Origin of the sequence: [Zimmermannella] faecalis ATCC 13722, from assembly GCF_000381765.1 — a bacterium.
In the GTDB taxonomy this organism is placed as follows: domain Bacteria; phylum Actinomycetota; class Actinomycetes; order Actinomycetales; family Microbacteriaceae; genus Gulosibacter; species Gulosibacter faecalis.
Map to the genome: position 1 here is coordinate 110590 of NZ_KB907074.1, position 24461 is coordinate 135050.

The window sequence follows — 24461 nt, forward strand, 5'->3', positions numbered from 1 at the left end:
CGGGCATCCCCGGCACGAAAGGGGATGCCCGTGGCGACTGCCAGCGCGACCGAATCGTTCGACCTCATCATCATTGGGGCGGGATCGGGAAACACGATCGCGTCGCCCGAGTTCGCCAACTGGCGCATCGCGATCGTCGACGATGGCCGCTGGTTCGGCGGCACGTGCCTCAACGCCGGCTGCATCCCGACGAAGATGTTCGTGCACCCCGCCGACGTCGCCCGCGACGTGCGCACTGGCGAACACCTCGGCGTTAGCGGCACGGCCACGCTCGACTGGCCGTCCGTGCGCGACCGCGTGTTCGGCCGCATCGACGCGATCTCGCACAGCGGCGAGGAGTACCGCGATCACGGCGAACCGAATATCTCGCTCGTGCGCGAAACCGTTGTCTTCACGGGGGAGCGTGAGCTGCGCACGACGTCGGGCCGTCGACTTCATGGCGACCGGATCGTCGTGGCCGCCGGTTCGCGACCACGCGAGCTCGCGTCCATCCCGTTCGGCGACCGCGTGATCTCGAGCGACGACGCACTGCGCCTCGACGCGCTCCCAGACCGCGTCGTCGTCATCGGCGGTGGCGCCGTCGCGTGCGAGTTCGCGGCCGTGTACTCGTCATTCGGTGCCGAGGTGACCCAGCTCGTCCGCTCGGCGCCGCTGCGCTCGGGCGATGCCGACGTCTCCGAGACGTTCACGAAGCTCGCGGGCGAGCAGTGGGACCTGCGCTGCGGCGTCGAGGTCGCCTCGTCGCGCACGACCGAGGCGGGCGTGCACCTCGAGCTCTCCGACGGAACCGAGCTCGACACCTCGCTCGTGCTCGTCGCCGCCGGCCGGGTTCCGAACACCGACCGGGTCGCCGCGGCCGCGGCCGGTTTCGACGTTGCGTCCGACGGCCTACTCGAGGTCGACGAGTTTCAGCGGGTCGTGCGCGACGGCGCTGCCGTCGAAGGAATCTATGCCCTGGGCGACGTGAGCTCGCCGCACCAGCTCAAGCACGTCGCGAACCAGGATGCGCGCATCGTCGCGACCAACCTGCTGCGCGAGCGCGCGGGGGAGCCGCTCGTCGCGAATACCCTCGGGCCGGTGCCGTACGCCGTGTTCACCGCCCCCGAAGTCGCCCACTTCGGGCAAACGCTCGATACCGCTCGCGAGGCTGGCCTCGACGCCTTCGAGGTGCGGCACGACTACGGCTGGACCGCGTGGGGCTGGGCCCTCGACGACACGACGAGCTTCGCGAAGCTCGTCGTCGAGCGCGAGAGCGGAAAGCTCCTCGGCGCGCACATCATCGGCCCCGACGCGCCGATTCTGCTGCAACCGCTCGTGCAGGCCGCGAGCTTCGTGCAATCCGTGCGCGGACTCGCGCGCGGGCAGTACTGGCCGCACCCGGCCGCAACCGAAATCATCGAAAACGCCCTGTTGAAGGCGGAGGAGGAACTGAGCGCGTGACCATCCGCGAAATCCGGTACTACGGCGACCCCGTACTGCGCACGAAGGCCGACCCGATCACGACGATTGACGACCGCATCCGCGGGCTCGTCGCCGACCTCGTCGAGACGACCGACATGGATGGCCGCGCCGGCGTCGCCGCGCCGCAGATCGGCGTCTCGCTGCGCGCCTTTAGCTACAACGTTGAGGGCAAGGTCGGGTACATCCTCAACCCGGTCGTCGAGGAGCTCTCGGGCGAGCCCGAGGAGATCGACGAGGGCTGCCTCTCAGTGCCTGGACTCTGGTTCAAGACGAAGCGATACCCGCACGCTCGCGTGCGCGGCACCGATCTCGACGGTAACGAGATCGTGCTCGAGGGCGACGGCCTCATGGCGCAGATGCTGCAGCACGAGTGTGACCACCTCGACGGGACGGTGTACGTCGACACGCTCTCGAAGGATGAGCGCCGCCGCGCCCTGCGGGAAATCCGCGAGAGCGACTGGTTCTAAGAACCAGCCGCTCTCGGCGAGGGGTGCGCTACAGCGTCGGGACCGAACTCGTCTTCGAGTAGATCTCAGCGATCACGGGCGCGACGCGCTCGAGCACGACCTTGCGCTTGATCGAGAGCTTCGGCGTAAGCGTGCCGTCTTCGATCGAGAATACGTAGTCGAGCACGCGGAACTCGCGGATCGACTCGGCGCGCGATACCTGCGTGTTCGCGCGGTCGATGACCGACTGCAGGTGCGATCGCACGCGGTCGTGCGTCGACGCCTCGGCGAGCGACATGTTCGGGTTCAGCCCCTGCGTCTCGAGCCACTTCGGCAGCATCTCGGGGTCGAGGGTGATGATCGCCGCGATGAACGGCTTCTGATCGCCCACGAGCACGCACTCGCCCACGATGGCGTCGGAACGGATCGGATCCTCGAACGTCGCGGGCGACACGTTCTTGCCACCGGCGGTCACGATGATGTCCTTCGTGCGTCCCGTGATCGTGAGGTACCCGTCGTCGTCGAGCGAACCGACGTCACCCGTGCGGAACCAGCCGTCCTCGGTGAACGCCTCGGTCGTGGCCTCGGGGTTGTTGAGGTACTCGCGGAACACATCGACCCCCTTCACGAGCACCTCGCCGTCGTCGGCGATGCGCACGCTGACGCCCGGCAGGGGCGGGCCGACGGTGCCGATCTTGAACGCGCCCGGCAGGTTCACTGAAACCGGCGCGGTCGTCTCGGTGAGCCCGTAGCCCTCGAGCACCTGCACGCCAAGCGCGCGGTAGAAGTGCCCCAAGAACAGGCCGAGCGGGGCCGAACCCGATACGGCGTGCTCGACGCGACCGCCAAGGGTCTCCCGCAGCTTCGCGAACACGAGCTTGTCGAAGAGCTTGAACTGAAGGCGGATGCCGAGCGGCACCTTGCCCTCGTCGAGCGCACGAGAGTACGCGACACCAACCTTGACGGCCCGCTCGAAGATCTTCCGCTTGCCGCCCTCGGTCGCCTTCTGCAGCGCCGAGTTGTAGACCTTCTCGAACACGCGGGGAACCGCGAGCAGGAACGTCGGGTGGAAGGTTCCGAGCGACTGCACGAGCTGCGTCGTGTCGTGCTGGTGCCCCACCTTGACACCGGTCGAGACACAGAGGATCGAGATGAACCGGGCAAACACGTGCGCGAGCGTGACGAACAGCAGCGTCGACGCCTCGGGCTTGCGCACGAGCGCGCCAAGCGGCGACTCCACGTTCCGCACGAGCTCGACGAAATTGCTGTGGGTGAGCACGGTGCCCTTCGGGCGGCCGGTCGAGCCCGACGTATAGATGATCGTCGCAACGTCGTCAGCCTTCGCCGCGCTGCGCGCCTGCTCGAGCTGCGCATCCGTCACCTCGGTGCCGGCGGAGCGCAGCTCGTCGAGCGCGCCGTTCGCGAGGTTCCATCGCCACGTGAGTTTGGGGGCGTCGGCGGAGATGCTGTCGTAGAGCGAGCCGAGCGCGTCATCCTCCACCATGAGGCCCTTCGCCCCGGAGTCGGTGAGCATCCACTGCAGCTGCGCGGGCGAGCTCGTCTCGTAGACGGGCACCATGACGGCGCCCGCGGTGAGCAGCGCGTAGTCCACGAGCGTCCACTCGTAGCTCGTGACGCAGAGAAACGCGATGCGGTCTCCCGGCTGCACACCGGCGGCGATGAGTCCCTTCGCGATGGCGTTCACGTCGGACGCGAACTCGGCAGTCGAAATGTTGCGCCAGCCGTCGCCCTCCGGCACCGCGAAGAGCGGCGCGTTCGGGCGCAGGTCGACCTGTCGCAGCAGGAGGTCGGTGATGTTGAGTTCGGGGTCCGCCGGCACGATCGGGGGAGAGACGCGTTCGATGACCCGATTCCCATCTCGTGTGATCTCGGCCTTTGGGCTCTCGGACATCCGGGGTGCCTCCTCGTTGAGTGTTCACGGTGCGCTTGCGTTCGCATCATTCTAGGCGGCGGCGCCGTGAGGGTATGCCAGGCGGGTATGATTGCAGTCGCGCAATTGGAGGTATGGTCCCGCATGATTTATTGGCTGCTCAAGCACATTGTGGCTGGCCCCATCCTCCGCAGCCTTTTTGGCCCGGATATTGTGGGAGCCGAGCATCTGCCGAAGAAGAAGGGCGCCGTGATTTTCGCGTCGAACCACCTCTCGGTGATCGACTCGTTTTTGCTCCCGCTCGTGTTGCGCCGCCGCATTTACTTCCTTGCAAAGTCGGAGTACTTCACGGGGAAAGGCATCAAGGGCACGTTCGTGCGCTGGTTCTTTAAGTCGACGGGGATGCTCTCGATTGACCGCTCCGGCGGCAAGGCTTCTGAGGCCTCGCTGCGCACTGGCCTCGAGGTGCTCAACCGCGGCGAATGGCTCGGCATCTACCCCGAGGGCACGCGCAGCCCCGACGCCCGGCTCTACCGCGGCCGCACCGGCATCGCCCGCATGATTCTCGAGTGCGAGCGGCCCGTGCAGGTCGTTCCGGTCGTCATGGTCGACGCCGAGAAGATCATGCCGATCGGCGCGAAGCGACCAAAGCCGGGCAAGGTCACGATTCGCTTCGGCGAGCCCCTCGACTTCTCGCGCTACCACGGCATGTCGGGCAACCGGTTCGTGCTGCGCGCCATCACCGACGAAGTCATGAGCGAGATCGCAATCCTCAGCGAGCAGGAGTACGTCGACGGCTACGCCTCGTCGTATAAGCGTGCGGCTGCGGCCTAGGCCACAGTCGCACCGGCTCGGCGCGGGAATGCCCCCGCGATCCGGCGCGTTCGCCCGAGCGAGCGCCGACCCAATACTTTGATCGAGCAATCTCCAGAAAGACACCGAACATGACGCATCCCGTGCCACTTCAGACGTCCCCCATCGACCTTTCCGGTCTCGAGGCCTGGCGTGACAAGCCCATCAAGCAGCAGCCCGCGTGGCCCGACAAGGCCGCGGCGCAGCGCGTCGTGACGGAGCTCTCGAAGCGCCCGCCGCTCGTGTTTGCGGGCGAGGTCGACCGCCTCCGCACCCGTCTCGCCGACGCGGCCGCGGGCGGGGCCTTCGTGCTGCAGGGCGGCGACTGCGCCGAGACGTTCTCGGGCGCTACGGCCGACAAGATCCGTGCCCGCGTTTCGACGATCCTGCAGATGGCGCTCGTGCTCACCTACGGCGCCTCGATGCCGGTCGTGAAGATGGGCCGCATGGCCGGCCAGTTCGCAAAGCCGCGCTCGAGCGACACCGAAACCCGCGAGGGCGTGACCCTGCCCGCGTACCGCGGCGACATTGTGAATGACTTCGCGTTCACGCCCGAGTCGCGCACGCCCAACCCTGAGCGCATGCTCGAGGGCTACCACGTCTCGGCATCGACGCTCAACCTGATCCGCGCGTTCACGACCGGTGGCTTCGCAGACATGCGTGAGGTGCACTCGTGGAACACGGGCTTCGCGAAGAACCCCGCGAACTCGCGCTACGACGCGATGGCCCGCGACATCGATCGCGCCCTCGGCTTCATGGCGGCTACCGGCGCCGACTTCGAGGCGATGAAGGAGGTCGAGTTCTACGTCGGCCACGAGGGACTGCTGCTCGAGTACGAGCGGGCGCTCACCCGCATCGACTCGCGCACGGGGCACCCGTACGACACGTCGGCGCACTTCATCTGGATCGGCGAGCGCACCCGCGACCTCGACGAGGCGCACATGGACTACTTCGCGCGCGTGCGGAACCCGCTCGGCGTGAAGCTTGGCCCGTCGACGACGCCCGAGACGATGCACCGCATCATTGAGAAGCTCGACCCGAACCGCGAGCCGGGCCGCCTGACGTTCATCACGCGCATGGGCGCCGGGAAGATTCGCGACGTGCTGCCGGGCCTGCTCGAGGCCTCGAAGGCCGAGGAGTCGACGCCGCTGTGGGTCACCGACCCGATGCACGGCAACGGCTTCACGAGCGAGCGCGGCTTCAAGACCCGCAACTTCGACGACATCGTCGACGAGGTGAAGGGCTTCTTCGAATCGCACCAGCAGGCCGGTACGCATCCCGGCGGCATTCACGTCGAGCTCACCGGCGACGACGTCACCGAGTGCCTCGGCGGCTCCGAGCACATCGACGAGGACGCCCTCGCGACGCGCTACGAGTCGCTCTGCGACCCTCGCCTCAACCACATGCAGTCGCTCGAGCTCGCGTTCCTCGTCGCCGAGCTGCTGCAGCAGCGCGGCTAGAACTCGTAGGTGGCGGAGATCTTGATGGTCGAGCCTCGCTCGACCTCTTCTCCGCCGCCCGGCGACTGCGCCGACACCTTCGCGTCGTCGAGCAGCACGCTCGGGATGCTGTGATCGACCTCGAAGCCTGCGGCCTCGAGCTCGGCGATCGCCTCCTTCGCGCCCTTGCCCGTGACGTCGGGTACCTCGACGAGGTCGGGCCCGAGCGACACCACGAGGTTCACGGTCGACCCCGGCACCATGGGGTCGGCCGTGTTCTCTTGCGAGATCACGACCCCCGCGGGCACTGACGAGCTGTACTGCTCGCTCACGACGGCGCCGCTGAGGCCGACGTTGTCGAGCGCGGCCTGCGCCTCGTTCTGTCCCATGCCCGTCACCTCGGGCACCGAGCCGGCCGACACGACGAGACGAATCGCCTGCTGCTCGGCCATCTCTTGGGGGAGCGCCTCGCCGGTCTCGGTCGTGCCGCGTATGACGTGGTCGGCCTCGAGTGATGAATTGAACTCAAGCGTGTGGGTCTCGGCGTCGACCGTGAAGCCGGCGTCGACGATCGCCTGCTCGGCCTCGGCCGTCGTGAGACCCTCGAGCGCGGGCACGGTGAGGATGCGCGGCCCGGCCGAGACCGTGAGGTTGACGGGGGTGTCGGGTGCGAGGCGAGTGTCGGGCGCCGGGTCCATCTCGATGACGGTGCCCTCGGGCACCTCGAGCGAATTCTCTTGCACGACTTCGCCGACGGTGAAGCCGGCGTCGACGATGCGCTGTTCGGCGTCGGCCTGCGCGAGTGAGGTGACGTCGGGCGTCGCGTCGTAAGAACCCGGGCCAACTCCCTGGTACCAGCCGAGCGCACCAGCAAAGAGTGCGAGCACGAGCACGACGATGGTCGCGACGACGCCCGAGCGGCGCTTTTGCCCGTTGAGCCGCTGTAGGCGTCGGGCCGCGGGTGCTCCCTCGGCGGCGGCCGGTACGACGGCGTAGTCGGGTTCATCGGCGAGCCTGTCGACGGGCCCGGTCGGCTGCAGGAGTGTGTTCGGGAGCGAGTCATTGTCCGACTCGGCGAGCAGGTGCATCCCGGTGTCGGTGAAGCGCTCGGTCGCGGCCGCGAACGACGTCGTCGCGCCGCCGCCCGAGATGATGTCGCGTTCGGCCTGCCGCAGCGCGGCGAGCATCGCGCCGGCGTCGGCCGGGCGGTCTTCGGGATCGCGCTCGGTCGCCCACACGACGAGGTCGTCGAGTTCGCCGGGCACGCCCGACTGGGCCTCGCTTGGGGGCGGAACGTTGTCGTTTGCGTGCCGGTAGGCGATGTTCACGGGTTCGTCGCCGCGGTACGGCTGCTCGCCGACGAGCATCTCGTACATCATGATGCCGGCTGAGTAGATGTCGCTGCGCACGTCGGCGAGGCCCTTGGTGACCAGCTCGGGCGCGAGGTACGCGATCGTGCCGAGCAGCACCGAACCGCTCGCCGTGTTGTTCGTCACGGCGCGCGAGAGGCCGAAGTCGGAGAGCTTGATGCGGCCGTCGTCGGCGAGCAGCACGTTCTCGGGCTTGATGTCGCGGTGGATGATGCCCTGACGGTGGGCGACCTGCAGGCCCGCGAGCACCGCATCCATGATGTCGATCGTCTGCTCGACCGTGAGCCGGTGGTGATCGTGCAGCAGGTCGCGCAGGGTGATACCCGGCACGTACTCCATGACGATGTACGCGAGCCCCTCGTCGTCGCCCTGGTCGTAGACATTTACGAGGTTCGGATGCGCGAGTCGCGCCGCCGACTGGGCCTCACGAATGAAGCGGTCGCGGAACGAGTCGTCGGCCGCGAGGTGCTCGTGCATGATCTTGATCGCGACGCGGCGGTCGAGTCGAAGGTCGGTCGCAACGAACACGGTCGCCATGCCGCCACGCGCGATGAGTGAGCGCACCTGGTACCGACCGTCGACGAGACGGCCAATGATGGCGTCGGAATTCACATGGCTCACGCTGGCAGGGTAGTCCGCCGCGCCAAATGACGGCGTGTGAAACTCCGCAACGCGTCGATCTCGCGGCGTGGTGGCAGGCGGGCGCCAGAATCTGCGACGATTACGGGGTGACCGAAGATAACGCCACGAACGTGTACGCCGACCACGACTGGATCACGCTGAAGGAGGCGGCCACCCAGCTCGGGGTGTCGTCGGGTCGACTCCACCGACTCATGGAGGAGCGCTACCTGTGCTCCGTGAAATACGACGGCGACAAGAAGATGCCGCAGGCGTTCGTCATCGACGGTGAGCCGCTCGCCGGCCTCCGCGGAACGCTCACGCTGCTCGCCGACCATGGCATCGAGGGCGACGAGGCGATGACCTGGCTGCTCACCGAAGACGACGGGCTCGGCGCGACGCCCGTGCGCGCGCTGCAGCAGGGGCGCAAGGCGCCCGTGCGCAAGCTCGTGCAGCTCTTCGCGGGCTAGCGAACGCTACGCGCGGCGGCGGGCCGTTCGCTCGGCGAGATCGACGAAGACGTCGCGGGTCGCGGGCGCGAGCTCGGCGGCGTCGATCGCCGCGACGGCCTCGTCGAGCCACGCCTGGATGCGCGCCTCGACGGCATCGAGCGCGCCCGTCGCGATGAGCTCGCGCTGCATTTCGGCGATCTCGTCGGCCCGCAGGTCGGGCTGCCCGAGGCGGGTCGCGAACAGCTCGCGCTCCCGCTCGTCGCCACGCGCCGCGAGCTCGGCGACGAGCAGCGTGCGCTTGCCCTCGCGGAGGTCGTCTCCGGTCGGCTTGCCGGTTTCGCGGGAATCGCCGAACACCCCGAGCACGTCGTCGCGGAGCTGAAACGCGAGGCCGAGGGGGAGTCCGATCGCGCTCGCGCGGTCAAGCTCGTCGGCGGTCGCGCCCGCGAGGCTCGCGCCGAGACGAAGCGGCGCCTCAACCGAGTAGCGGGCCGACTTCGAGGTCGCGATTGTGATCGCGCGGTCGACCCAGTCGGCGACGGGAATCACCGGCCACGCGAGCTCTTCGACCACGTCGAGGTACTGCCCGGCCGTCACCTCGGTGCGCATCCGGCTGAACTCGGCTGCCGCGCGGTCACTGCGTTCGGCGCGGACGCGCCCGCGCGCCGCCGTGAGCGCATCGTCGCTCCACATGAGCAGCAGGTCGCCCGCGAGGATGGCGGCCGAGGTGCCAAAGTGCTCGGCGTCTCCGGTCCAGCCTCGGTCGCCGTGCAGTGCCTCGAAGGCGCGATGCGTCGAGGGCATGCCTCGGCGCGTATCCGATCGGTCGAGCAGGTCGTCGTGGGCGAGGGCTGCAGCGTGAAAGAGCTCCACCGCGACCCCCGCATGCACGAGGGCGTCGGCGAGGTCCGGGTCGGTCTGTGCTGACGCGAGGCTCGCGCCGGCGGCGATGAACTGGGCCCGAGTGCGCTTGCCGCCGCTCGTAAAGCGCACGAGGTGATCGAGAAGCGGGCCGAGGTCGTTGCTGAGGCGCACGAGGCCGGGGCGATGCCGGTCGATGACCCGGGCGATCTCGTCGTTGACCTGGTCGATGATCGGGAAGCTTTCAGTCACGCGTTCATTCTATTCAGCGGTGAACGTCGTAGAATAAAGGTTCACCTTTCGACGGTGAGTTTTGACCGTGGGCAAGCGCCCGCAGACTGCGAGGTAATCATGGCACTCTCTGAGCAGGAGCAGCGGCTGCTTGACGAGATGGAACGCAGCCTCTACCAGCACGATGCCGACGTCGTTTCGACCGGCGCTTCGGGCGGGCTCGTCGTCACTGCCCGGTCGATCACCATCTCGGTGCTCGCCCTCGCAGCGGGCCTTGCGATCATTGTCGGCGCCATGGCCATCTCGCAGCCCTGGGCCGGGCTGCTCGGCTTCGTCGTGATGATCGGTGGCATCTACTGGGCGTTCTCGTCGGCCGGGCGCGCGGGCGGTAACGCTGCCAGCGACGCGGTCCCTGAGATGCCGAAGACCGGCGCGAGCGCGAAGCCGGGCGCCGGTGGCCGCGGCTTCATGGATCGCATGGAAGACCGCTGGGACCGTCGACAGGACGACCGGAGCTAGCGCTCCACCCCCAACCCCCACTTCGCTCCCCGAGCGAACGAAACGGGGCCGACCCTCACGGGTCGGCCCCGTTTTTTGGGTTTCCGAACCAAATTGGTGCCGCATTGGGGCAGATTCGCGGGTTTTCCCTCCACCGTCCTCCACCCGCCTCAAGCCCAGGAGTTTCCACGGTTCTCTCAGGAAAAACCTCGCGAAAATCGCCCCATATGAGCAAGTGGTGGGGTGTTGTGGAGTAAAGTGGTGGTCAATGGAACGAGGTGGGCGAACGGTGGCGAGGCCACCACGAGCTGAGGGGAGGCCGTGCCGATGTTTCTTGGTACGTACTCGCCCAAGCTCGACGAGAAGGGCCGACTGATCCTCCCCGCGAAGTTCCGTGAGCAGCTCGCCGAGGGCGTGGTGCTCACGCGTGGGCAGGAACGGTGCATCTACGTGTTCTCGAACGCCGAGTTCGAGGGGTTTCACGACCGCATCCGTCAGGCACCCGTGACGAGCAAGCAGGCGCGCGACTACCTGCGCCTGCTGCTGTCGGGAGCCCACGCCGAAGTTCCCGACAAGCAGGGCCGCGTCACCCTGCCGCAGCAGCTGCGGCAGTACGCGGGCCTCGACCGTGAGCTCGCGGTGATCGGTGCGGGAAGCCGCGCCGAGATCTGGGATGCCGAGGCCTGGAACAACTACGTAACCGCAAACGAAGCCGCGTTCTCCGAGACCGCAGAGGAGGTGATCCCGGGACTGTTCTAACCCTGTCGTGTGGCCCAGAGTCGGTCACCCTGACGCACCTTCCCCGGCGCCAGGTTGAGTGACTCGGGACCACGCGGCAGGGCGAGAACTCAGCGGAATGCGATGACCCGAGATCTCTCTTCGATTCACCTTCCCGTCATGCGCGAGCGCGTCGTCGAGATGCTTTCGCCGACCCTGTCGTCGCCGGGCGCGATCTACGTCGACTGCACCCTCGGCATGGGTGGCCACGCCGAGGCAGTACTCACCGCGAACCCGAACGCCCGCCTCGTCGGCATCGACCGCGACGAGGCCGCGCTCGAAATCGCCGGGGAGCGGCTCGCCCCGTTCTCCGAGCGCGTGACGCTCGCGCACGCCGTCTACGACGAGTTCGACGCGGTGCTCGACGATGCCGGCATCGACGAGGTCGACGCTGTCTTCTTCGACCTCGGCGTCTCATCGCTGCAGCTCGACGAGGCCGAGCGCGGCTTCTCGTACATGCGGGATGCGGCGCTCGACATGCGCATGGACCGCTCGCGCGGCGTCACGGCGGCGGAGCTCGTCGCCGAACTTTCCGAGGCCGAGCTGCGCGAGCTCTTTTACCGCTACGGCGATGAGAAGCTCGCGCCCCGCTACGCCGCTGCGATCGTGCGGGTCCGCGCCGAGCAGCCGATCGAGACGACCGGCCAGCTCGTCGACCTGCTGCAGGCGGCAACCCCGGCCGCGAAAAAGCACGCTGGTCACCCCGCGAAGCGCGTGTTTCAGGCGCTGCGGGTCGAGGTGAACGGCGAGCTCGACGCGCTCGAATCCGCGCTGCCGCAGGCGCTCGGGCGCGTGCGTGTCGGCGGACGCGTCGCCGTCGAGTCGTATCAGTCGCTCGAAGACCGCCTCGTCAAGCGCGTCTTTCAGGTCGCGAGCACCTCCGACGTGCCACGAGGCCTGCCCCTCACTCCCGACCAGCTCGAAGCCGAGTTCCGCTCCCTCACGAGGGGTGCCGAGCAGGCCACCGAGACCGAAGCCACCGAGAACCCGAGAGCAAAGCCCGTGCGCCTGCGCGCGGTCGAACGAATTCGGAGCCGAACCTCATGACCAGCGCACTACCCACACGTCGCCAGCAGCCGGCACCGGGCACGCAGCCGACGACGCAGTCGCGCCCGCGCCTGCGCGCCATCCCGGGCCTCGGAGGTCGGCCGAAGTTCTCGGGCCGGATGCTCGTGGTCGCGCTCGTAGCGCTCCTCATTGCCTTCTTTGTGCAGCTCGCGCTCTCGACGGTCATCATTCAGGACGCCTATCGCGCCGACGACCTCGAGAGCCAGCAGCTCGAGCTCGAGCGCGAACACACGGCGGCACTTGAAGCCTCCGACGCCGCCGCGTCGCCGCAGCATCTCGCTGAGCGCGCGACCGAACTCGGCATGGTGCCGAGCACCGGCAACTCCTACCTCGACCTGAACACGAACTCGCTCGTCGACGCCGTCGAGGGCAGCGTCGTCGCGGGCGGCGGCTCGGCAATCGACCCCTCGCTCGTGCCGAACGGCGTGCTCGACAGCAAGGACGACGAGGCCGCAGAAGCTGAGAAGGACTCCGAGGGCGGAGCGTCGAGCAAGGAAGAGGCGGAACCTGCCGTACCTTCTGAGTTCGAGCTTTCGTCGCCCTCCACGCACTAGCCCCGTGCGGCGGGGCGACCGGCCGCGAACGAACGGGAAGGAGCGTGGAATGGCCAAGACGCGCCGACGCAGCAGCCGGGCGACCCCCGTGCTCCTCGTCATCGTGTTCGTCATCGTGCTGTTCGCCGGACGCCTGCTGACCCTGCAGGTGTTCGACGCGAGCGCAATCAACGCGGAGGCTGATGGCCGCCGTGGGCAGACCTCGACCCTGTGGGGCACGCGCGGATCGATCACCGACGCGAACGGTGCCGTCCTGGCGTCGAGCGTCGACCGCTTTGACATCACGCTCGCACCGGTGAACATGAAGGACTTCAAGCGGCTCAACCCCGAGACGAACAAGTACGAGGAAATCTCGGTGCAGCAATCGCTCGAGCAGATCGCCGATGCCATCGATAAGGACGCCGACGATCTCAAGGCGTCGGTCGACGCGGTGCTCGCGGCCGACCCCGATGCGCAGTTCGGCTACCTCGCGCAGGGCGTGACGCTCGAGCAATACCAGGCCGTTCGCGACCTGCGCATCCCGTGGGTGTACTTCGAGCGGCACCCCGAACGCACGTATCCGAGCGGCGCCGTCGCGGGCAACCTCTCGGGATTCGTCGGCAGCGACGGCACGCCGCTTGCCGGGCTCGAGCTGCAGTACGACGCCTGTCTCGCCGGGCAGAACGGCGAGGAGACGTTCGAGCGCTCGCAAGACGGCGTCGCGATTCCCGGTTCGGTTGTCACGGTTTCGGATCCGGTGCAGGGCGGCACGCTGCAGCTCACGATTGACACCGACACGCAGTGGCGCGCCGACCAGATCATCGCCGAGCAGGTGCAGAAGACGAACGCGCTCTACGGCACCATCACCGTCGTCGACGTGAAGTCGGGCGCGCTCGTGGCCGCCTCCGAGTATCCGATCGTCGACCCCAACGACCCCGGCGAAAGCGATGCTGACGACCGCGGTTCGCGGACCTTCACCGCGCCGTATGAGCCCGGCTCGATCATGAAGCCGATCACGGCATCGATGCTCTACGACCAGGGCGTGCTCGACCCCTCCGAGGTCATCACGGTGCCCGACACGTGGGACAAGAACGGCGCGAAATTCGGCGACGACGCGCCCCACGACCCCGTCAAGATGAACATGAACGGCGTGCTCACGGAGTCGTCGAACGTCGGCACGGCGACCTTCGCCGATCGCCTCTCGGCACAGACCCGGCACGACTACCTGCTCAGCTACGGCCTCAACGAGACCACCGGGGTGAACTTCCTGGGCGAAGAACCGGGCATCGTGCGACCGGCCGAAGACTGGGATGCGCAGACGAACTACGCGTCGACGTTCGGCCACGGCGTCACCGCGACCGTTGCCCAGATGGCGAGCGCCTACCAGGCCCTCGCGAACGGCGGTTCGCACATCCCGCTGCAGCTCATCTCAGGCTGCACGCTCGAGGACGGCACCGTCACCGACCAGCCCGACACGACCCCGAGCCAGGTCGTCTCGCCAGAGGCTGCCGAGCTCGCGCTCGAGGGCATGGAATCCGTCGCACGAGAGGGCTGGCTCGCCGACCAGGTGCAGGTGCCCGGCTACCGCGTCGGCATCAAGACCGGTACCTCGGAGCGCGTCGACGCCGAGTCCGGCACGTACATTCACGGTTCGAACAACGTGTCGATGGTCGGAGTCGCCCCTATCGACGATCCGCAATACGTTGTGCTCGTGACGTTGGCCGACCCGACTACCATCACTACGAGCGCGGCCACCGCGCCGGCGTGGCAGCAGACGATGTCCTATGTGCTCTCCGCCAACAACGTCGCGCCCTCGCCGCAGCCGTATCCAGAAATCGACATCGTTCACTAGCACCAGGAAGACATTGCCCACAGACAGTATTCGCCCCCACCATGCCGCGGCGCGCATCCTTTCCGAGATGTGCGCCGAGTTCGGGCTCGAGGAGCCCGAAGGAGACGATCTCGAGTCGATCGAGGTCACGGGGGTCAGCAGCGACCACCAGCACGTCGAGTCGGGCGACATCTTCGTCGCGATTCCGGGGGAGCGTACGCACGGGGCGAACTTCGTCGCCGACGCGGTCGAGTCGGGCGCCGTCGCGGTGCTCACCGACCCGGCGGGGCGTGTGGTCGCCGCCGAAGCCAGCGTGCCCGTGCTCGTCGTCGACGACCCGCGGCTTGCGCTCGGGCACGTCGCGCGCTGGGTCTACCGCACCGACCCGGAGGCGCCGCGCCTATTCGGGGTCGCGGGGTCGGTAGGGAAGACGAGCGTTACATTCCTCATCGCCGACCTGTTCGAGCGCCTCGGCGTTGCGGCCGGGCTCTCGTCGTCGGCGGGCCGCAGAACGGGAGAGTCGCGCGTCGCCTCGACCCTGACGACCCCCGAGGCCGACGACCTGCACGCGCTGATCGCACGGATGCGCGAGGTCGGGGAGCGGGTCGCTGCGATTGAGATCTCGAGCCACGCCCTTGGCGGCGAGCGGCTTGCCGGCCTCGAGTTCGAGGTTGTTGGTCCGCTGAACTTCGCCGCCGACCGGCACGACGCCGAAGCGTTCGTTGAGGCAGAGCGCGACCTCGTCGACCCCGAGCTCGCGCGCCGCGCCGTGATTAACGTCGACAGCGAAGCGGGTCGCAGGCTTGTCGAGGCGGCTCGCATCCCCGTTGCGACGCTGAGCTCGCAGCCCGACTCCGACGCAGACTGGATCGTGGAGTGGCACAGCGACGACCAGGGCACCCGGTTCGAGGTCCGCGGACACGACGACCGGGTCGTTCGCAGCCACACGACGAAGCCCGGTGCACTCGCCGCCCTCAACGCGGCCTCGGCGATCGTCATGGTCGTCGAGGGCGGCTGGGCGACCGAGCAGATTCAGGATGCGCTCGACCGCACCGACGGGTTCGACGTTCGAATTCCCGGGCGGCTCGAGCGCGTGGCAGCTCGAGACGGAGCGCCCGCCGTCTACATCGACGGCGACGACAGCGCCGCCGCCGTGCGAACCGCGCTCACCTCCCTGCGAGCGCACACTCCCGGGCGCCTGTCGATCGTGGTGGGTGACGGCCAGGCGTTCGGCGCCGACGCGGCGTCGGTCGCGCACGAGCTCGCCGACCGCGTGCTCGTCGGGGGCGGCGACGAGCCGGCCACAGCGCAGGCACTCCAGCAGGCGCTCGCCGATGCGGATGCCGACGACACCGTGCTGTTCCTCGAGGCGCGGGCCGACGCGCTTCGCCACCTCGATGACGACAAGATCACTGACCCGACGCTCGAGCTCGCGCGTGACGCGCTGAGCGACGCTGGCTGGTAGGCGCATCCCACCGCCCGCGATCGAAGCAGACCAACGAAGAAGGACCAAACGCATGATCCCAATGACCCTCGCGGAAATCGCGCAGGCCGTCCGCGGCCAGCTCGTCCCGCACGGTGACGCGACCGAAGCCACCGTCGTGAGCGGGGTGAGCGACACCGACTCGCGCAACATTGGGGCCGGCGACATCTTCTTCGCAAAGCCCGGCGAGGTGACCGACGGCCACCTCTTCGCGGGGCGGGCGGTCGCGCAGGGCGCCGCGCTCGTCGTCGCCGAGCGCGAGCTCGCCGACGCGCCGGCGCCGCAGATCATCGTTGCCGATACCGTGACGGCGCTCGGTGACCTCGCGACGGAGGTCGTGGCTCGCGTGCGCGCACACGGCCGACTTCGAGTCATCGCCGTGACCGGCTCGAACGGCAAGACCACGACGAAGAACCTCCTGCGCGAGATCTTCTCGCGCCGCGGCAACGTCGTCGCCCCGATCGGCTCGTTCAACAACGAGGTCGGCGCACCCACGACGTTCCTGCAGGTAACCGAAGAGACTGACTGGCTCATCGCCGAAATGGGCGCGAGCGGCATCGGCCACATCGCCCGTCTCGCGCGGATGGCGCCGCCCGATGTCGCGATCGAACTCATGGTTGGGCTCGCGCACGCCGGCGAGTTCGGCGGCATCGAGAACGTCGAGCTCGCGAAGGCCGAGCTCGTGGAGGCACTCGGGGAGGGCGGGATCGCGGTGCTCAACGCCGACGACCCCCGCGTCGCGCGGATGGCCGCGAAAGCCCCCGGCAGGGTGGTCTGGTTCGGTCGCGGGCAGTCGGCCGAGATTCGCGCTGAAGAGGTCAGCGTCGCGAGCGACGGCACGCGTTTCACCCTCGTCGCACCGGGCGAGACGCCGGAGCAGGTGCATTTCCCGGTCATTGGCGAACATCACGTCATGAACGCCCTCGCGGCAACCGCCGCGGCACACGCGGTCGGCGTGCCGGTCGCCGACGTCGCCGACGTGCTGCGCGAGGTGACACTGGCCGAGCACGGCCGCATGGAGGTGCTCACCCGCGAGCCGATCACCGTGATCAACGACGCATACAACGCGAACCCGAACTCGATGGCCGCCGCTCTGCGCACCCTCGCCCAGATCGCCGACGACGGGCAGCGCAAGGTCGCGGTGCTCGGCGCCATGGCCGAGCTCGGCGAGTTCAGCGTCGCCGAGCACGACAAGCTCGGTGAACTCGCGGTCCGCCTCGACATCAACCGAATTGTCGTGGTCGGGCGCGATGCGCGCCCCCTCTACCTCGCCGCGGTGGCGCAGGGCAGCTGGGACAATGAGGCGTCGTTCAGCGAGAGCGCCGACGAGGCGTTCGAGCTGCTCACCCGCGAGTTGCGCGAGGGCGACCTCGTTCTCGTGAAAGCATCGAAGTCGTCGGGGCTGAACGACCTCGCGAATCGACTCGGAGACCACGTGAAGGGACGTCTGTCGTGATTGCAATCCTCATCGCCGGCGCGGTCGGGATGCTCTTCACGCTCACCCTGACGCCCGTGTTCGTGCGCCTGTTCAACAAGCTGCGCTGGGGTCAGTACGTCCGCGAAGACGGCCCGAAGGAGCACTACGCGAAGCGCGGCACCCCGACCATGGGCGGAATCGTCTTCGTGCTCGGCACGCTCGTCGCCTACTTCTTCTCGGCGCTCGTCACCCAGACCGCGCCGACCGGGGCCGGCCTGCTCATCCTGTTCATGATGGTCGGGCACGGGCTCGTCGGCTTCATCGACGACTTCCTCAAGGTGCGCAAGCACCAGTCACTCGGTCTCGGCGGCTGGCAGAAGATTGCCGGGCAGGTCATCGTCGCGGCGCTGTTCGCGCTCATCGGCCTGCAGCTCTCGAACGACGCGGGCGTGCCGCTCGTGTCGAGCCAGATTTCGGTCGTGCGCGACACGGGCATCGACTTCATGTCGCTCGGCATCATCGCCGGCACCCTGCTCGTCGTCATCTGGATCGTGCTCATCACGACCGCCGCCTCGAACGCGGTCAACGTCACCGACGGCCTCGACGGCCTCGCAACAGGCGCGTCGGTCATCGCAATCGGCACCTACGGCATCATCGGGTACTGGCAGTTCAACCAGCTCTGCGGCGGTGACCAGCTCTCGCACGACGTCGCGGCTGGCTGCTACGACGTGTATGCCCCGCTCGACCTCACGATCGTCGCCGCGGCGATCGTCGGCTCGCTCATCGGATTCCTCTGGTGGAACACGTCGCCCGCGAAGCTGTTCATGGGCGACACCGGCTCGCTCGCGCTCGGTGGCGCACTCGCCGCATTCGCGATCCTTACGCGCACCGAACTGCTCCTCGTGCTCGTTGGCGGTCTGTTCGTCATCGACACCGGCTCGGTCATCGTGCAGCGCATCTACTTCAAGCTCACGGGCGGCAAGCGCATCTTCCTCATGAGCCCCATCCACCACCACTATGAGCTCAAGGGCTGGGCCGAGCAGACGGTCGTCGTGCGGTTCTGGATCATCGCCGGGCTGTTTGCCGTGGTCGGCCTCGCGATCTTCTACGCCGAGTGGTCGATCTCGAGCGGAATGGTGTCCTGGTGAGCGCGCGCACTGACGCACTGACGAGCTGGCACGACGACTGGTCGGGGCTTCGCGTTGCCGTATTCGGCCTTGGCATGACGGGCTTCGCCGTCGCCGACACGCTCGCCGAGCTCGGTGCTGACGTGCTCGTGATCGCCGGCCGCCCCGATGCCGACCGCGAGCGCATCCTCGAGGTGCTCGGCGTGCCCGTCGAGATCGCGAGCGATGCGGATGCGGTGCCCGAGCGGCTCGTCGAATTCGCGCCCGAGCTCGTGGTCACATCTCCCGGATACGCCCCGCACCACGCGCTGCTGCGCTGGGCGGCCGATGCCGGCCTGCCGATCTGGGGCGACATCGAGCTCGCCTGGCGGCTTCGGGACAAGACGGGCACACCGTCGCAGTGGGTGCTCGTGACCGGCACGAACGGCAAAACGACGACGACGCAGCTCGCGGCGCACATGTTTGCCCAGGGCGGCGTGCGCGTCGCTCCGGCCGGCAACATCGGCATTCCTGTGCTCGACGCGGTGCGCGACCCCGAGGGGTTCGAGGTACTCGTCGTTGAGATCTCGAGCTACCAGCTGCACTTCACACACACCGTGTCGCCGCTCGCGGCGGTCGTGCTGAACATCGCCGAAGACCACCTCGACTGGCACGGCAGCTTCGACGCCTACCGGGCCGCAAAGGGCCGCGCGTACGAGCGGGTGCAGCGGGCGTGCGTCTACAACCTCGCCGACCCCGCGACCGAACGCCTCGTCGAGCAGGCCGACGTCATCGACGGTGCTCGGGCGATCGGCTTCGGCGTCGACGTGCCGGGCCCGAGCAACCTCGGCGTCGTTGACGGGATTCTCGTTGACCGCGCGTTCCTCGACGACCGGCGCAACTCGGCGCTCGAGCTCGCGACACTCGACGACCTGCGCGCCCGAAACCTCGGCGCGCGCCACCTCGTCGAAGACGTGCTCGCCGCCGCCGCGCTCGCTCGCGCGTACGGGGTAGAGCCCGCCGCGATCCGCGAGGCGATCACGACGTTCACGCCCGACCGGCACCGCAACGAACTCGTGCTCTCCGAGGCCGGGGTCATGTGGGTCGACGACTCGAAAGCAACGAACACCCATGCCGCGCAGGCGTCGCTCTCGGCGTATCGCTCGGTCGTGTGGGTCGTCGGCGGCCTCCTCAAGGGCGTCGACATTTCGCCGCTCGTGGCCGCGCACGCCGACCGCGTGCGCTCCGCGATCGTGATCGGCGTCGACCGCGACGAGGTGCTCCGCGCGTTCGCTCAACACGCGCCCGGCGTTCGGGTGATTGAGATCGATGTGCGCGACACTAGTGAGGTCATGCCGGAGGTCGTTGCGCGCGCCTCTGAGGTGGCGCTCGATGGCGACACGGTGCTGCTCGCACCGGCTGCCGCCTCGATGGATCAGTTCGACAGTTACGGCGACCGCGGCGACAAGTTCCGGGCGGCAGTAGAGCGCATGGCGCAGAGGGGAGCGGGCCAGGATGCCTCGAACCTCGGCGGCGACAGCGAGCCCGAGCGGTAGCGCGTACCGCATCAAGCTCTTCACGGGCGAGCGGTCCGCGAACCTGAACGCCTCGCTGCTCACCGGCATCGTGTTGGTGCTCGTCGGCTTCGGGTTGATCATGGTGCTCTCGAGTTCGGCGGTCGAAGAGTTTGCGGCGGGCAATGTCATTTCGTCGAAGTTCCTGAAGCAGTTCATCTTCGCGGCGATCGGCGTCCCGCTCATGCTCGTGGCCGCGCGCATCCCACTGCAGTTCTGGACCGGCCCGTTCGCGTGGCTCGCGCTCGGCGTCTCGGTCGTGCTGCAGGCGCTCGTGTTTACGCCCCTCGGCTTAGAGATCAACGGCAACCGCTCGTGGCTCGACTTCGGGGTCACCACGGTGCAGCCCGCCGAGTTCGCCAAGGTGGCGCTCGTGATCTGGCTCGGCCTCATGGTTGCCCGGAAGGGTGACAAGCTGCGGGAGCTGAAGCACCTGCTCGTGCCGGTCGGCCTCCCGGTCGCGGTCGTGATCGGCCTCGCCCTGCTCGGTAAGGACCTCGGCACGGTCATGGTCATCGGCGCGCTCGTGTTGGGCGCGCTCTGGTTCGGCGGCATCCGGATGCGCTACCTCGTCGGGCTCACGGCGTTCGCGGTCGCGGGAGCGGTATTGATGGCGATCATCTCGCCGAACCGCGTCGCCCGCATCACGAGCTTTTTCGACGGCTCGTGCGACTACGAGGGCCTGTGCTGGCAGACCTCACACGGCTTCTTCGCCCTCGCGCGGGGCGGACTCTTCGGGGTTGGGCTCGGCAACTCGACCGCGAAGTGGTCGTGGCTACCCGAGGCCGACAACGACTTCATCTTCGCGATCATTGGGGAGGAATTCGGTCTCGTCGGCGCGCTCGCCGTCATCCTGCTGTTCGGCGCGCTCGCCCTCGTGCTCCTGCGCATCTGGCGCGAGACCCGCAATCCGGCCGGTCGCGTCGTGATCGGTGGCGTGCTCGTGTGGTTCATCTTCCAGGCGTTCGTGAACATCGCGGTCGTGCTCGGCCTGCTGCCCGTGCTCGGCGTGCCGCTCCCGCTCCTCAGCTCCGGCGGCTCGGCGCTCATCACCTCGCTCTTCGCCATCGGGCTTGCGCTTTCGGTCGCCCGCGACAATCTCAAGCACGACCTCGACGCCGCAGCGTCACCCCGACGAAAGGTTTCTGCGAAGTGACCACCTACCTGCTCGCCGGCGGCGGCACCGCCGGCCACGTCAACCCGCTGCTCGCGACCGCCGACGCCATCCGCGTCGCGCACCCCGACGCGGAGGTGCTCGTGCTCGGCACGAAAGAGGGTCTCGAGCGTCGGCTCGTCCCAGAGCGCGGCTACGAGCTGCTCACGATCGACAAGGTGCCGTTCCCGCGGCGCGTCGGCCGCGCGGCCGTCGCCTTCCCCGCGCGGTTCCAGCGCGCTGTGCGGCAGGTGAAAGAGCTGATTCGCAGGCGCGGTGTCGACGTCGTCGTCGGGTTCGGTGGGTTCGCGTCGACGCCCGCCTATGTCGCGGCCCGCGGCCGAGTCCCGGTCGTCGTGCACGAAGCGAACGCAATTCCGGGCCTTGCGAACCGGCTCGGGGCCCGCTGGGCGAACGACGTCGCGGTCGTCTTCTCGAACACCCCGCTCGCCGGGGCCGAGGCCTTGGGGATGCCGCTGCGCCGCGAGATCGCCGACCTCGACCGCGACGCCGCCCGGTCCGAGGCACTCGAGTACTTCGGCCTCGTCCCGGAGCGCCGCACGCTCGTCGTGACGGGCGGCTCGCAGGGTGCGCGGCGCATCAACGAGACGATCCGCGAAGTCGCGCCGACGATCGTCGGCGGCCCGCACGGCGGCCACGACTGGCAGATCGTGCACATCGTCGGGCGGCTCACCCCCTTCGACGACCCGGGTGTCGAGCACTACCACGTCGTCGACTACTGCGACCGCATGGACCTCGCGTTCGCGGTTGCCGATTTCATCGTGGCCCGTGCCGGTTCGTCGACGGTGTCCGAACTCGCCGCCGTTGGGCTGCCCGCGCTCTACGTGCCCTACGCGGTCGGCAACGGCGAGCAGGCGAAGAACATCGCGAGCCTGCTCGAGGCCGGCGCCGCCCGCACCATTCCCGACGCCGAGTTCCTGCCGAGCCGCGTCGAAGCCGAGCTCCTGCCGCTACTTGCCGACGACGACACGCGTGCTGAACTCGGCCGTCGTGCTGCCGACCTTGGCGCCCGCGACGCCGCGGAGCAACTCACCGACATGATCGACCGGGCGGTCGCCGAGGGCCCGACCGGGCGGCGTATCCTGGGAGGCTGGCGGGAACGCCAGTCCGGTACCGCCTCGAAGGAGCAATAACGTGATCAGCCCAGACGCGACAGCGCAGATCCCCGACGAGATTCACCACGCACACTTCATCGGCATCGGTGGATCGGGCATGAGCGGCATCGCCTCGATGTTCCAGCAGCGCGGCGTGACCGTCTCGGGTTCCGACCGGAGCGCGAACGACTACACCGACCGCCTCGCCGCGGCCGGCGCGACCGTCAGCATCGGGCACGACGCCGCGAACCTCGCCGACACGGTCGACACCGTGGTGGTGACTTCGGCACTGTGGCCCGACAACCCCGAGCTCGTGCTCGCGCGCGAACGCGGCCTCAATATCCTGCACCGCTCGCAGGCGCTCGTGTGGCTGACGCGAGGTTCGCGCGTGATCGCTGTCGCCGGCGCCCACGGCAAGACCACGTCGACCGGCATGATCGCGAGCTCGCTGCTCGAGCTCGGTGCCGACCCGAGCTTTGTCAACGGTGGCGTCATTCGCGCACTCGGCACGAACGAGCACCTCGGTGCCGACCGCGAGTTCGCGGTCGAGGCCGACGAGTCCGACGGCTCGTTCCTGTTCTACGACACCGCGATCGCGCTCATTACCAACGTCGACAACGATCACCTCGACCACTACGGCACCGAGGAGGCCTTCGAGGCCGCCTTTATCCGATTCGCCGATCGCGCGAGCGAGGTGGTCATCGTCTCGGGCGACGACCCGCTCGCGGTCGAGATCACGGGCAAGCTCGCGCACCCGAACGTCGTGCGCTTCGGGGAGGCAGAAGGCAACCACGTGCGCGTGAGCAACATCGCGCCGGCGGGAGCCGGAGTCGCATTCGACCTCACCGCCAACGGCCAGACGGTCTCGGCAAGCCTCGCCGTGCCCGGCCGCCACAACGCGCTCAACGCTGCGGGGGCCGTCGCCGTGCTGCTTCACCTGGGCTACGGGCTCGCCGAGGCGGCCGCCTCACTCGGCGCGTTCGGCGGCACGAAGCGTCGCTTCGATCTGCAGGGCGAGGTCGATGGTGTTCGGGTCTACGACGACTACGCGCACCACCCGGCCGAGGTCGAGGCCGCACTCTCGGCCGCCCGCACGGTCGTCGGCGAGGGCCGAATCATCGCCGTGCACCAGCCGCACTTGTTCTCGCGCACGCAGGCGATGAGTGACGTCTTCGCCGGGGTCTACGAGCGCCTCGCCGACCACACCATCGTGCTCGACGTCGACGGCGCGCGAGAAGACCCGGTGCCCGGCGTCACGGGTGCGCTCGTCTCGGAGGCGTTCACCGACCCCGACCTCGTCGAGTATCAGCCCGAGTGGGCGGGGGCCGCCGAGGCGGTTGCCCGCGTCGCGCGACCGGGTGACTTCGTGATCACTCTCGGCTGCGGCAACGTCAACCGAATCGTGCCCCAGCTCCTCGAGGCCCTGCGCGAGCGTGGCTAGCGAGAACGGCGGCCTCGCCGCGGTGTGGCGAGCGGCGTTCGCACGGCGCCGCCACGATCGCGCCGAGGTGCGGCGGTTCACTCGGCGTCGTCGCAATCGCCGCCGCGGCTGGCTCATCGGGCTCAGCGCGGTCGGACTCCTCATCGCGTTCGTCGCGGTCGCCGTGTTCACGCCCGTCATGAGCGTGCGCACGATCGAGGTGCAGGGCACGAACCGCCTCGATGACGCCGAGGTGGTGGCCGCGCTCGCGCCGCTCGAGGGCACGCCGCTCGCGCAGGTGTCGAACGACGACGTCGAAGCGCTGCTGTCGGAGTTTGTGCTCGTGCAGAGTTACACGGTGCAGCGCACCCCGCCGTCGACGCTCGTCGTGCGGGTCACGGAGCGCGAGCCGATCGGTCGGTATCAGGCGGGCGGCGGCGACTCGGTCGTGGATGCGGCCGGTGTCGTGCTCTGGGAGTTCGGCGGCGAGGACGACCCGGGTGATACCCCGCAGCTCCCGATCATCGATGCGGGCGCGCTCGGCTCTGAGGCGTTCCTCGCGGCGGGGCGCGTTGCGCTCGCTCTTCCCGACGAGTTCCGCGCTGAGGTCGCCGAGATCCACGCAACGTCGGCAGAGAATGTCGAGCTCACGCTGACGAGCGGCGTGCAGGTCACGTGGGGGAGTGCCGAGCACTCGCAGCGCAAGGCGCAGGTGCTCGTCGCGCTCATCGAGGCGACGGCCGATTCCGGGGTGACGTCGTACGACGTCTCGAGTCCCGACACCCCCGTCACGCGGTAGCAAAGCTTCAACCCCTGGTTGAAACGAAATCGCCATCCTGGGCAACACGCCCGGCGGCGCTCGGCA

The 24461-nt window shown here is 68.5% G+C and carries 21 protein-coding genes; 18 read left to right on the forward strand and 3 right to left on the reverse strand.

The window, feature by feature from the left end; translation table 11 throughout:
- The first annotated feature begins 30 nt into the window (after positions 1 to 30).
- Together G328_RS0100510 and def are read left to right on the forward strand one after the other, a co-directional pair.
- Positions 31 to 1440 (forward strand): mycothione reductase, encoded by a 1410-nt coding sequence (locus G328_RS0100510; RefSeq protein WP_235619831.1) that lies wholly within the window; start codon positions 31 to 33, stop codon positions 1438 to 1440.
- Entirely contained in the window at positions 1437 to 1928 is a 492-nt protein-coding gene (def, locus tag G328_RS0100515; protein WP_019617383.1) for a peptide deformylase, read from the forward strand. The genes G328_RS0100510 and def overlap by 4 nt, the downstream gene beginning before the upstream one ends.
- A gap of 28 nt (positions 1929 to 1956) precedes the next feature.
- On the opposite strand, the gene G328_RS0100520 is transcribed toward def, so the two are convergent.
- The gene (locus G328_RS0100520) at positions 1957 to 3819 is read right to left on the reverse strand and encodes an AMP-dependent synthetase/ligase (protein WP_019617384.1); all 1863 of its coding nucleotides are present in this window, start codon (positions 3817 to 3819) and stop codon (positions 1957 to 1959) included.
- Positions 3820 to 3942: 123 nt separating this feature from the next.
- Here G328_RS0100520 and G328_RS13545 point away from each other — a divergent pair, with 123 nt between their 5' ends.
- Together G328_RS13545 and G328_RS0100530 are read left to right on the forward strand one after the other, a co-directional pair.
- Positions 3943 to 4632, forward strand: coding sequence for a lysophospholipid acyltransferase family protein (locus tag G328_RS13545; protein ID WP_019617385.1), 690 nt, complete (start codon positions 3943 to 3945; stop codon positions 4630 to 4632).
- A gap of 110 nt (positions 4633 to 4742) precedes the next feature.
- Positions 4743 to 6110, forward strand: coding sequence for a class II 3-deoxy-7-phosphoheptulonate synthase (locus G328_RS0100530; protein WP_019617386.1), 1368 nt, complete (start codon positions 4743 to 4745; stop codon positions 6108 to 6110).
- Here G328_RS0100530 and pknB read toward each other — a convergent pair.
- Positions 6107 to 7996, reverse strand: coding sequence for a Stk1 family PASTA domain-containing Ser/Thr kinase (gene pknB / locus G328_RS0100535; protein WP_083919514.1), 1890 nt, complete (start codon positions 7994 to 7996; stop codon positions 6107 to 6109). The two genes, G328_RS0100530 and pknB, sit on opposite strands and share 4 nt — an antisense overlap.
- Before the next feature lie 191 nt (positions 7997 to 8187).
- Here pknB and G328_RS0100540 point away from each other — a divergent pair, with 191 nt between their 5' ends.
- Entirely contained in the window at positions 8188 to 8547 is a 360-nt protein-coding gene (locus tag G328_RS0100540; protein ID WP_019617388.1) for an Rv2175c family DNA-binding protein, read from the forward strand.
- Between the two features lie 6 nt (positions 8548 to 8553).
- On the opposite strand, the gene G328_RS0100545 is transcribed toward G328_RS0100540, so the two are convergent.
- Entirely contained in the window at positions 8554 to 9642 is a 1089-nt protein-coding gene (locus tag G328_RS0100545; protein ID WP_019617389.1) for a polyprenyl synthetase family protein, read from the reverse strand.
- A gap of 99 nt (positions 9643 to 9741) precedes the next feature.
- Between G328_RS0100545 and G328_RS0100550 the strand changes: the two genes are divergently transcribed.
- From G328_RS0100550 to G328_RS13565, 13 genes are all read left to right on the forward strand, one after another.
- Complete coding sequence (locus tag G328_RS0100550) at positions 9742 to 10140, forward strand: DUF3040 domain-containing protein (protein WP_019617390.1); 399 nt, start codon at positions 9742 to 9744, stop codon at positions 10138 to 10140.
- 306 nt (positions 10141 to 10446) lie between these two features.
- Positions 10447 to 10878: a division/cell wall cluster transcriptional repressor MraZ gene (mraZ, locus tag G328_RS0100555; RefSeq protein WP_019617391.1), complete on the forward strand. Its 432-nt coding sequence runs from the start codon at positions 10447 to 10449 to the stop codon at positions 10876 to 10878.
- Between the two features lie 102 nt (positions 10879 to 10980).
- Entirely contained in the window at positions 10981 to 11943 is a 963-nt protein-coding gene (gene rsmH / locus G328_RS0100560; RefSeq protein ID WP_019617392.1) for a 16S rRNA (cytosine(1402)-N(4))-methyltransferase RsmH, read from the forward strand.
- Positions 11940 to 12518, forward strand: coding sequence for a cell division protein FtsL (gene ftsL / locus G328_RS0100565; protein WP_154651489.1), 579 nt, complete (start codon positions 11940 to 11942; stop codon positions 12516 to 12518). The genes rsmH and ftsL overlap by 4 nt, the downstream gene beginning before the upstream one ends.
- A 49-nt stretch (positions 12519 to 12567) precedes the next feature.
- Entirely contained in the window at positions 12568 to 14349 is a 1782-nt protein-coding gene (locus tag G328_RS0100570; RefSeq protein WP_019617394.1) for a peptidoglycan D,D-transpeptidase FtsI family protein, read from the forward strand.
- Between the two features lie 13 nt (positions 14350 to 14362).
- Entirely contained in the window at positions 14363 to 15793 is a 1431-nt protein-coding gene (locus G328_RS13550; protein WP_187325713.1) for a Mur ligase family protein, read from the forward strand.
- A 52-nt stretch (positions 15794 to 15845) separates the two neighbouring features.
- Positions 15846 to 17267: a UDP-N-acetylmuramoyl-tripeptide--D-alanyl-D-alanine ligase gene (locus tag G328_RS0100580; RefSeq protein ID WP_026339539.1), complete on the forward strand. Its 1422-nt coding sequence runs from the start codon at positions 15846 to 15848 to the stop codon at positions 17265 to 17267.
- Positions 17264 to 18376, forward strand: coding sequence for a phospho-N-acetylmuramoyl-pentapeptide-transferase (gene mraY / locus G328_RS0100585; RefSeq protein WP_019617397.1), 1113 nt, complete (start codon positions 17264 to 17266; stop codon positions 18374 to 18376). Before G328_RS0100580 ends, mraY begins: the two co-directional genes overlap by 4 nt.
- Positions 18373 to 19890: a UDP-N-acetylmuramoyl-L-alanine--D-glutamate ligase gene (gene murD, locus G328_RS13555; RefSeq protein ID WP_019617398.1), complete on the forward strand. Its 1518-nt coding sequence runs from the start codon at positions 18373 to 18375 to the stop codon at positions 19888 to 19890. The genes mraY and murD overlap by 4 nt, the downstream gene beginning before the upstream one ends.
- On the forward strand, positions 19850 to 21064 hold the full coding sequence (gene ftsW / locus G328_RS13560) for a putative lipid II flippase FtsW (RefSeq protein ID WP_019617399.1): 1215 nt from the start codon (positions 19850 to 19852) through the stop codon (positions 21062 to 21064). Before murD ends, ftsW begins: the two co-directional genes overlap by 41 nt.
- Positions 21061 to 22215, forward strand: a complete 1155-nt coding sequence (locus G328_RS0100600; protein ID WP_019617400.1) for a UDP-N-acetylglucosamine--N-acetylmuramyl-(pentapeptide) pyrophosphoryl-undecaprenol N-acetylglucosamine transferase — start codon at positions 21061 to 21063, stop codon at positions 22213 to 22215. The genes ftsW and G328_RS0100600 overlap by 4 nt, the downstream gene beginning before the upstream one ends.
- 1 nt (position 22216) lies before the next feature.
- Entirely contained in the window at positions 22217 to 23617 is a 1401-nt protein-coding gene (gene murC, locus G328_RS0100605) for a UDP-N-acetylmuramate--L-alanine ligase (protein WP_019617401.1), read from the forward strand.
- Positions 23610 to 24395, forward strand: coding sequence for a cell division protein FtsQ/DivIB (locus G328_RS13565; RefSeq protein ID WP_019617402.1), 786 nt, complete (start codon positions 23610 to 23612; stop codon positions 24393 to 24395). The genes murC and G328_RS13565 overlap by 8 nt, the downstream gene beginning before the upstream one ends.
- Positions 24396 to 24461: the final 66 nt, after the last annotated feature.

Excerpts from the sequence above, each read along its gene's own strand:
- G328_RS0100520 (WP_019617384.1), bottom strand. The coding sequence starts at position 3,819 with ATGTCCGAGAGCCCAAAGGCCGAGATCACACGAGATGGGAATCGGGTC.
- G328_RS13545 (WP_019617385.1), top strand. The coding sequence starts at position 3,943 with ATGATTTATTGGCTGCTCAAGCACATTGTGGCTGGCCCCATCCTCCGC.
- G328_RS0100530 (WP_019617386.1), top strand. The coding sequence starts at position 4,743 with ATGACGCATCCCGTGCCACTTCAGACGTCCCCCATCGACCTTTCCGGT.
- pknB (WP_083919514.1), bottom strand. The coding sequence starts at position 7,996 with ATGGCGACCGTGTTCGTTGCGACCGACCTTCGACTCGACCGCCGCGTC.
- G328_RS0100550 (WP_019617390.1), top strand. The coding sequence starts at position 9,742 with ATGGCACTCTCTGAGCAGGAGCAGCGGCTGCTTGACGAGATGGAACGC.
- mraZ (WP_019617391.1), top strand. The coding sequence starts at position 10,447 with ATGTTTCTTGGTACGTACTCGCCCAAGCTCGACGAGAAGGGCCGACTG.
- rsmH (WP_019617392.1), top strand. The coding sequence starts at position 10,981 with ATGACCCGAGATCTCTCTTCGATTCACCTTCCCGTCATGCGCGAGCGC.
- ftsL (WP_154651489.1), top strand. The coding sequence starts at position 11,940 with ATGACCAGCGCACTACCCACACGTCGCCAGCAGCCGGCACCGGGCACG.
- G328_RS0100570 (WP_019617394.1), top strand. The coding sequence starts at position 12,568 with ATGGCCAAGACGCGCCGACGCAGCAGCCGGGCGACCCCCGTGCTCCTC.
- G328_RS0100580 (WP_026339539.1), top strand. The coding sequence starts at position 15,846 with ATGATCCCAATGACCCTCGCGGAAATCGCGCAGGCCGTCCGCGGCCAG.
- ftsW (WP_019617399.1), top strand. The coding sequence starts at position 19,850 with ATGCCTCGAACCTCGGCGGCGACAGCGAGCCCGAGCGGTAGCGCGTAC.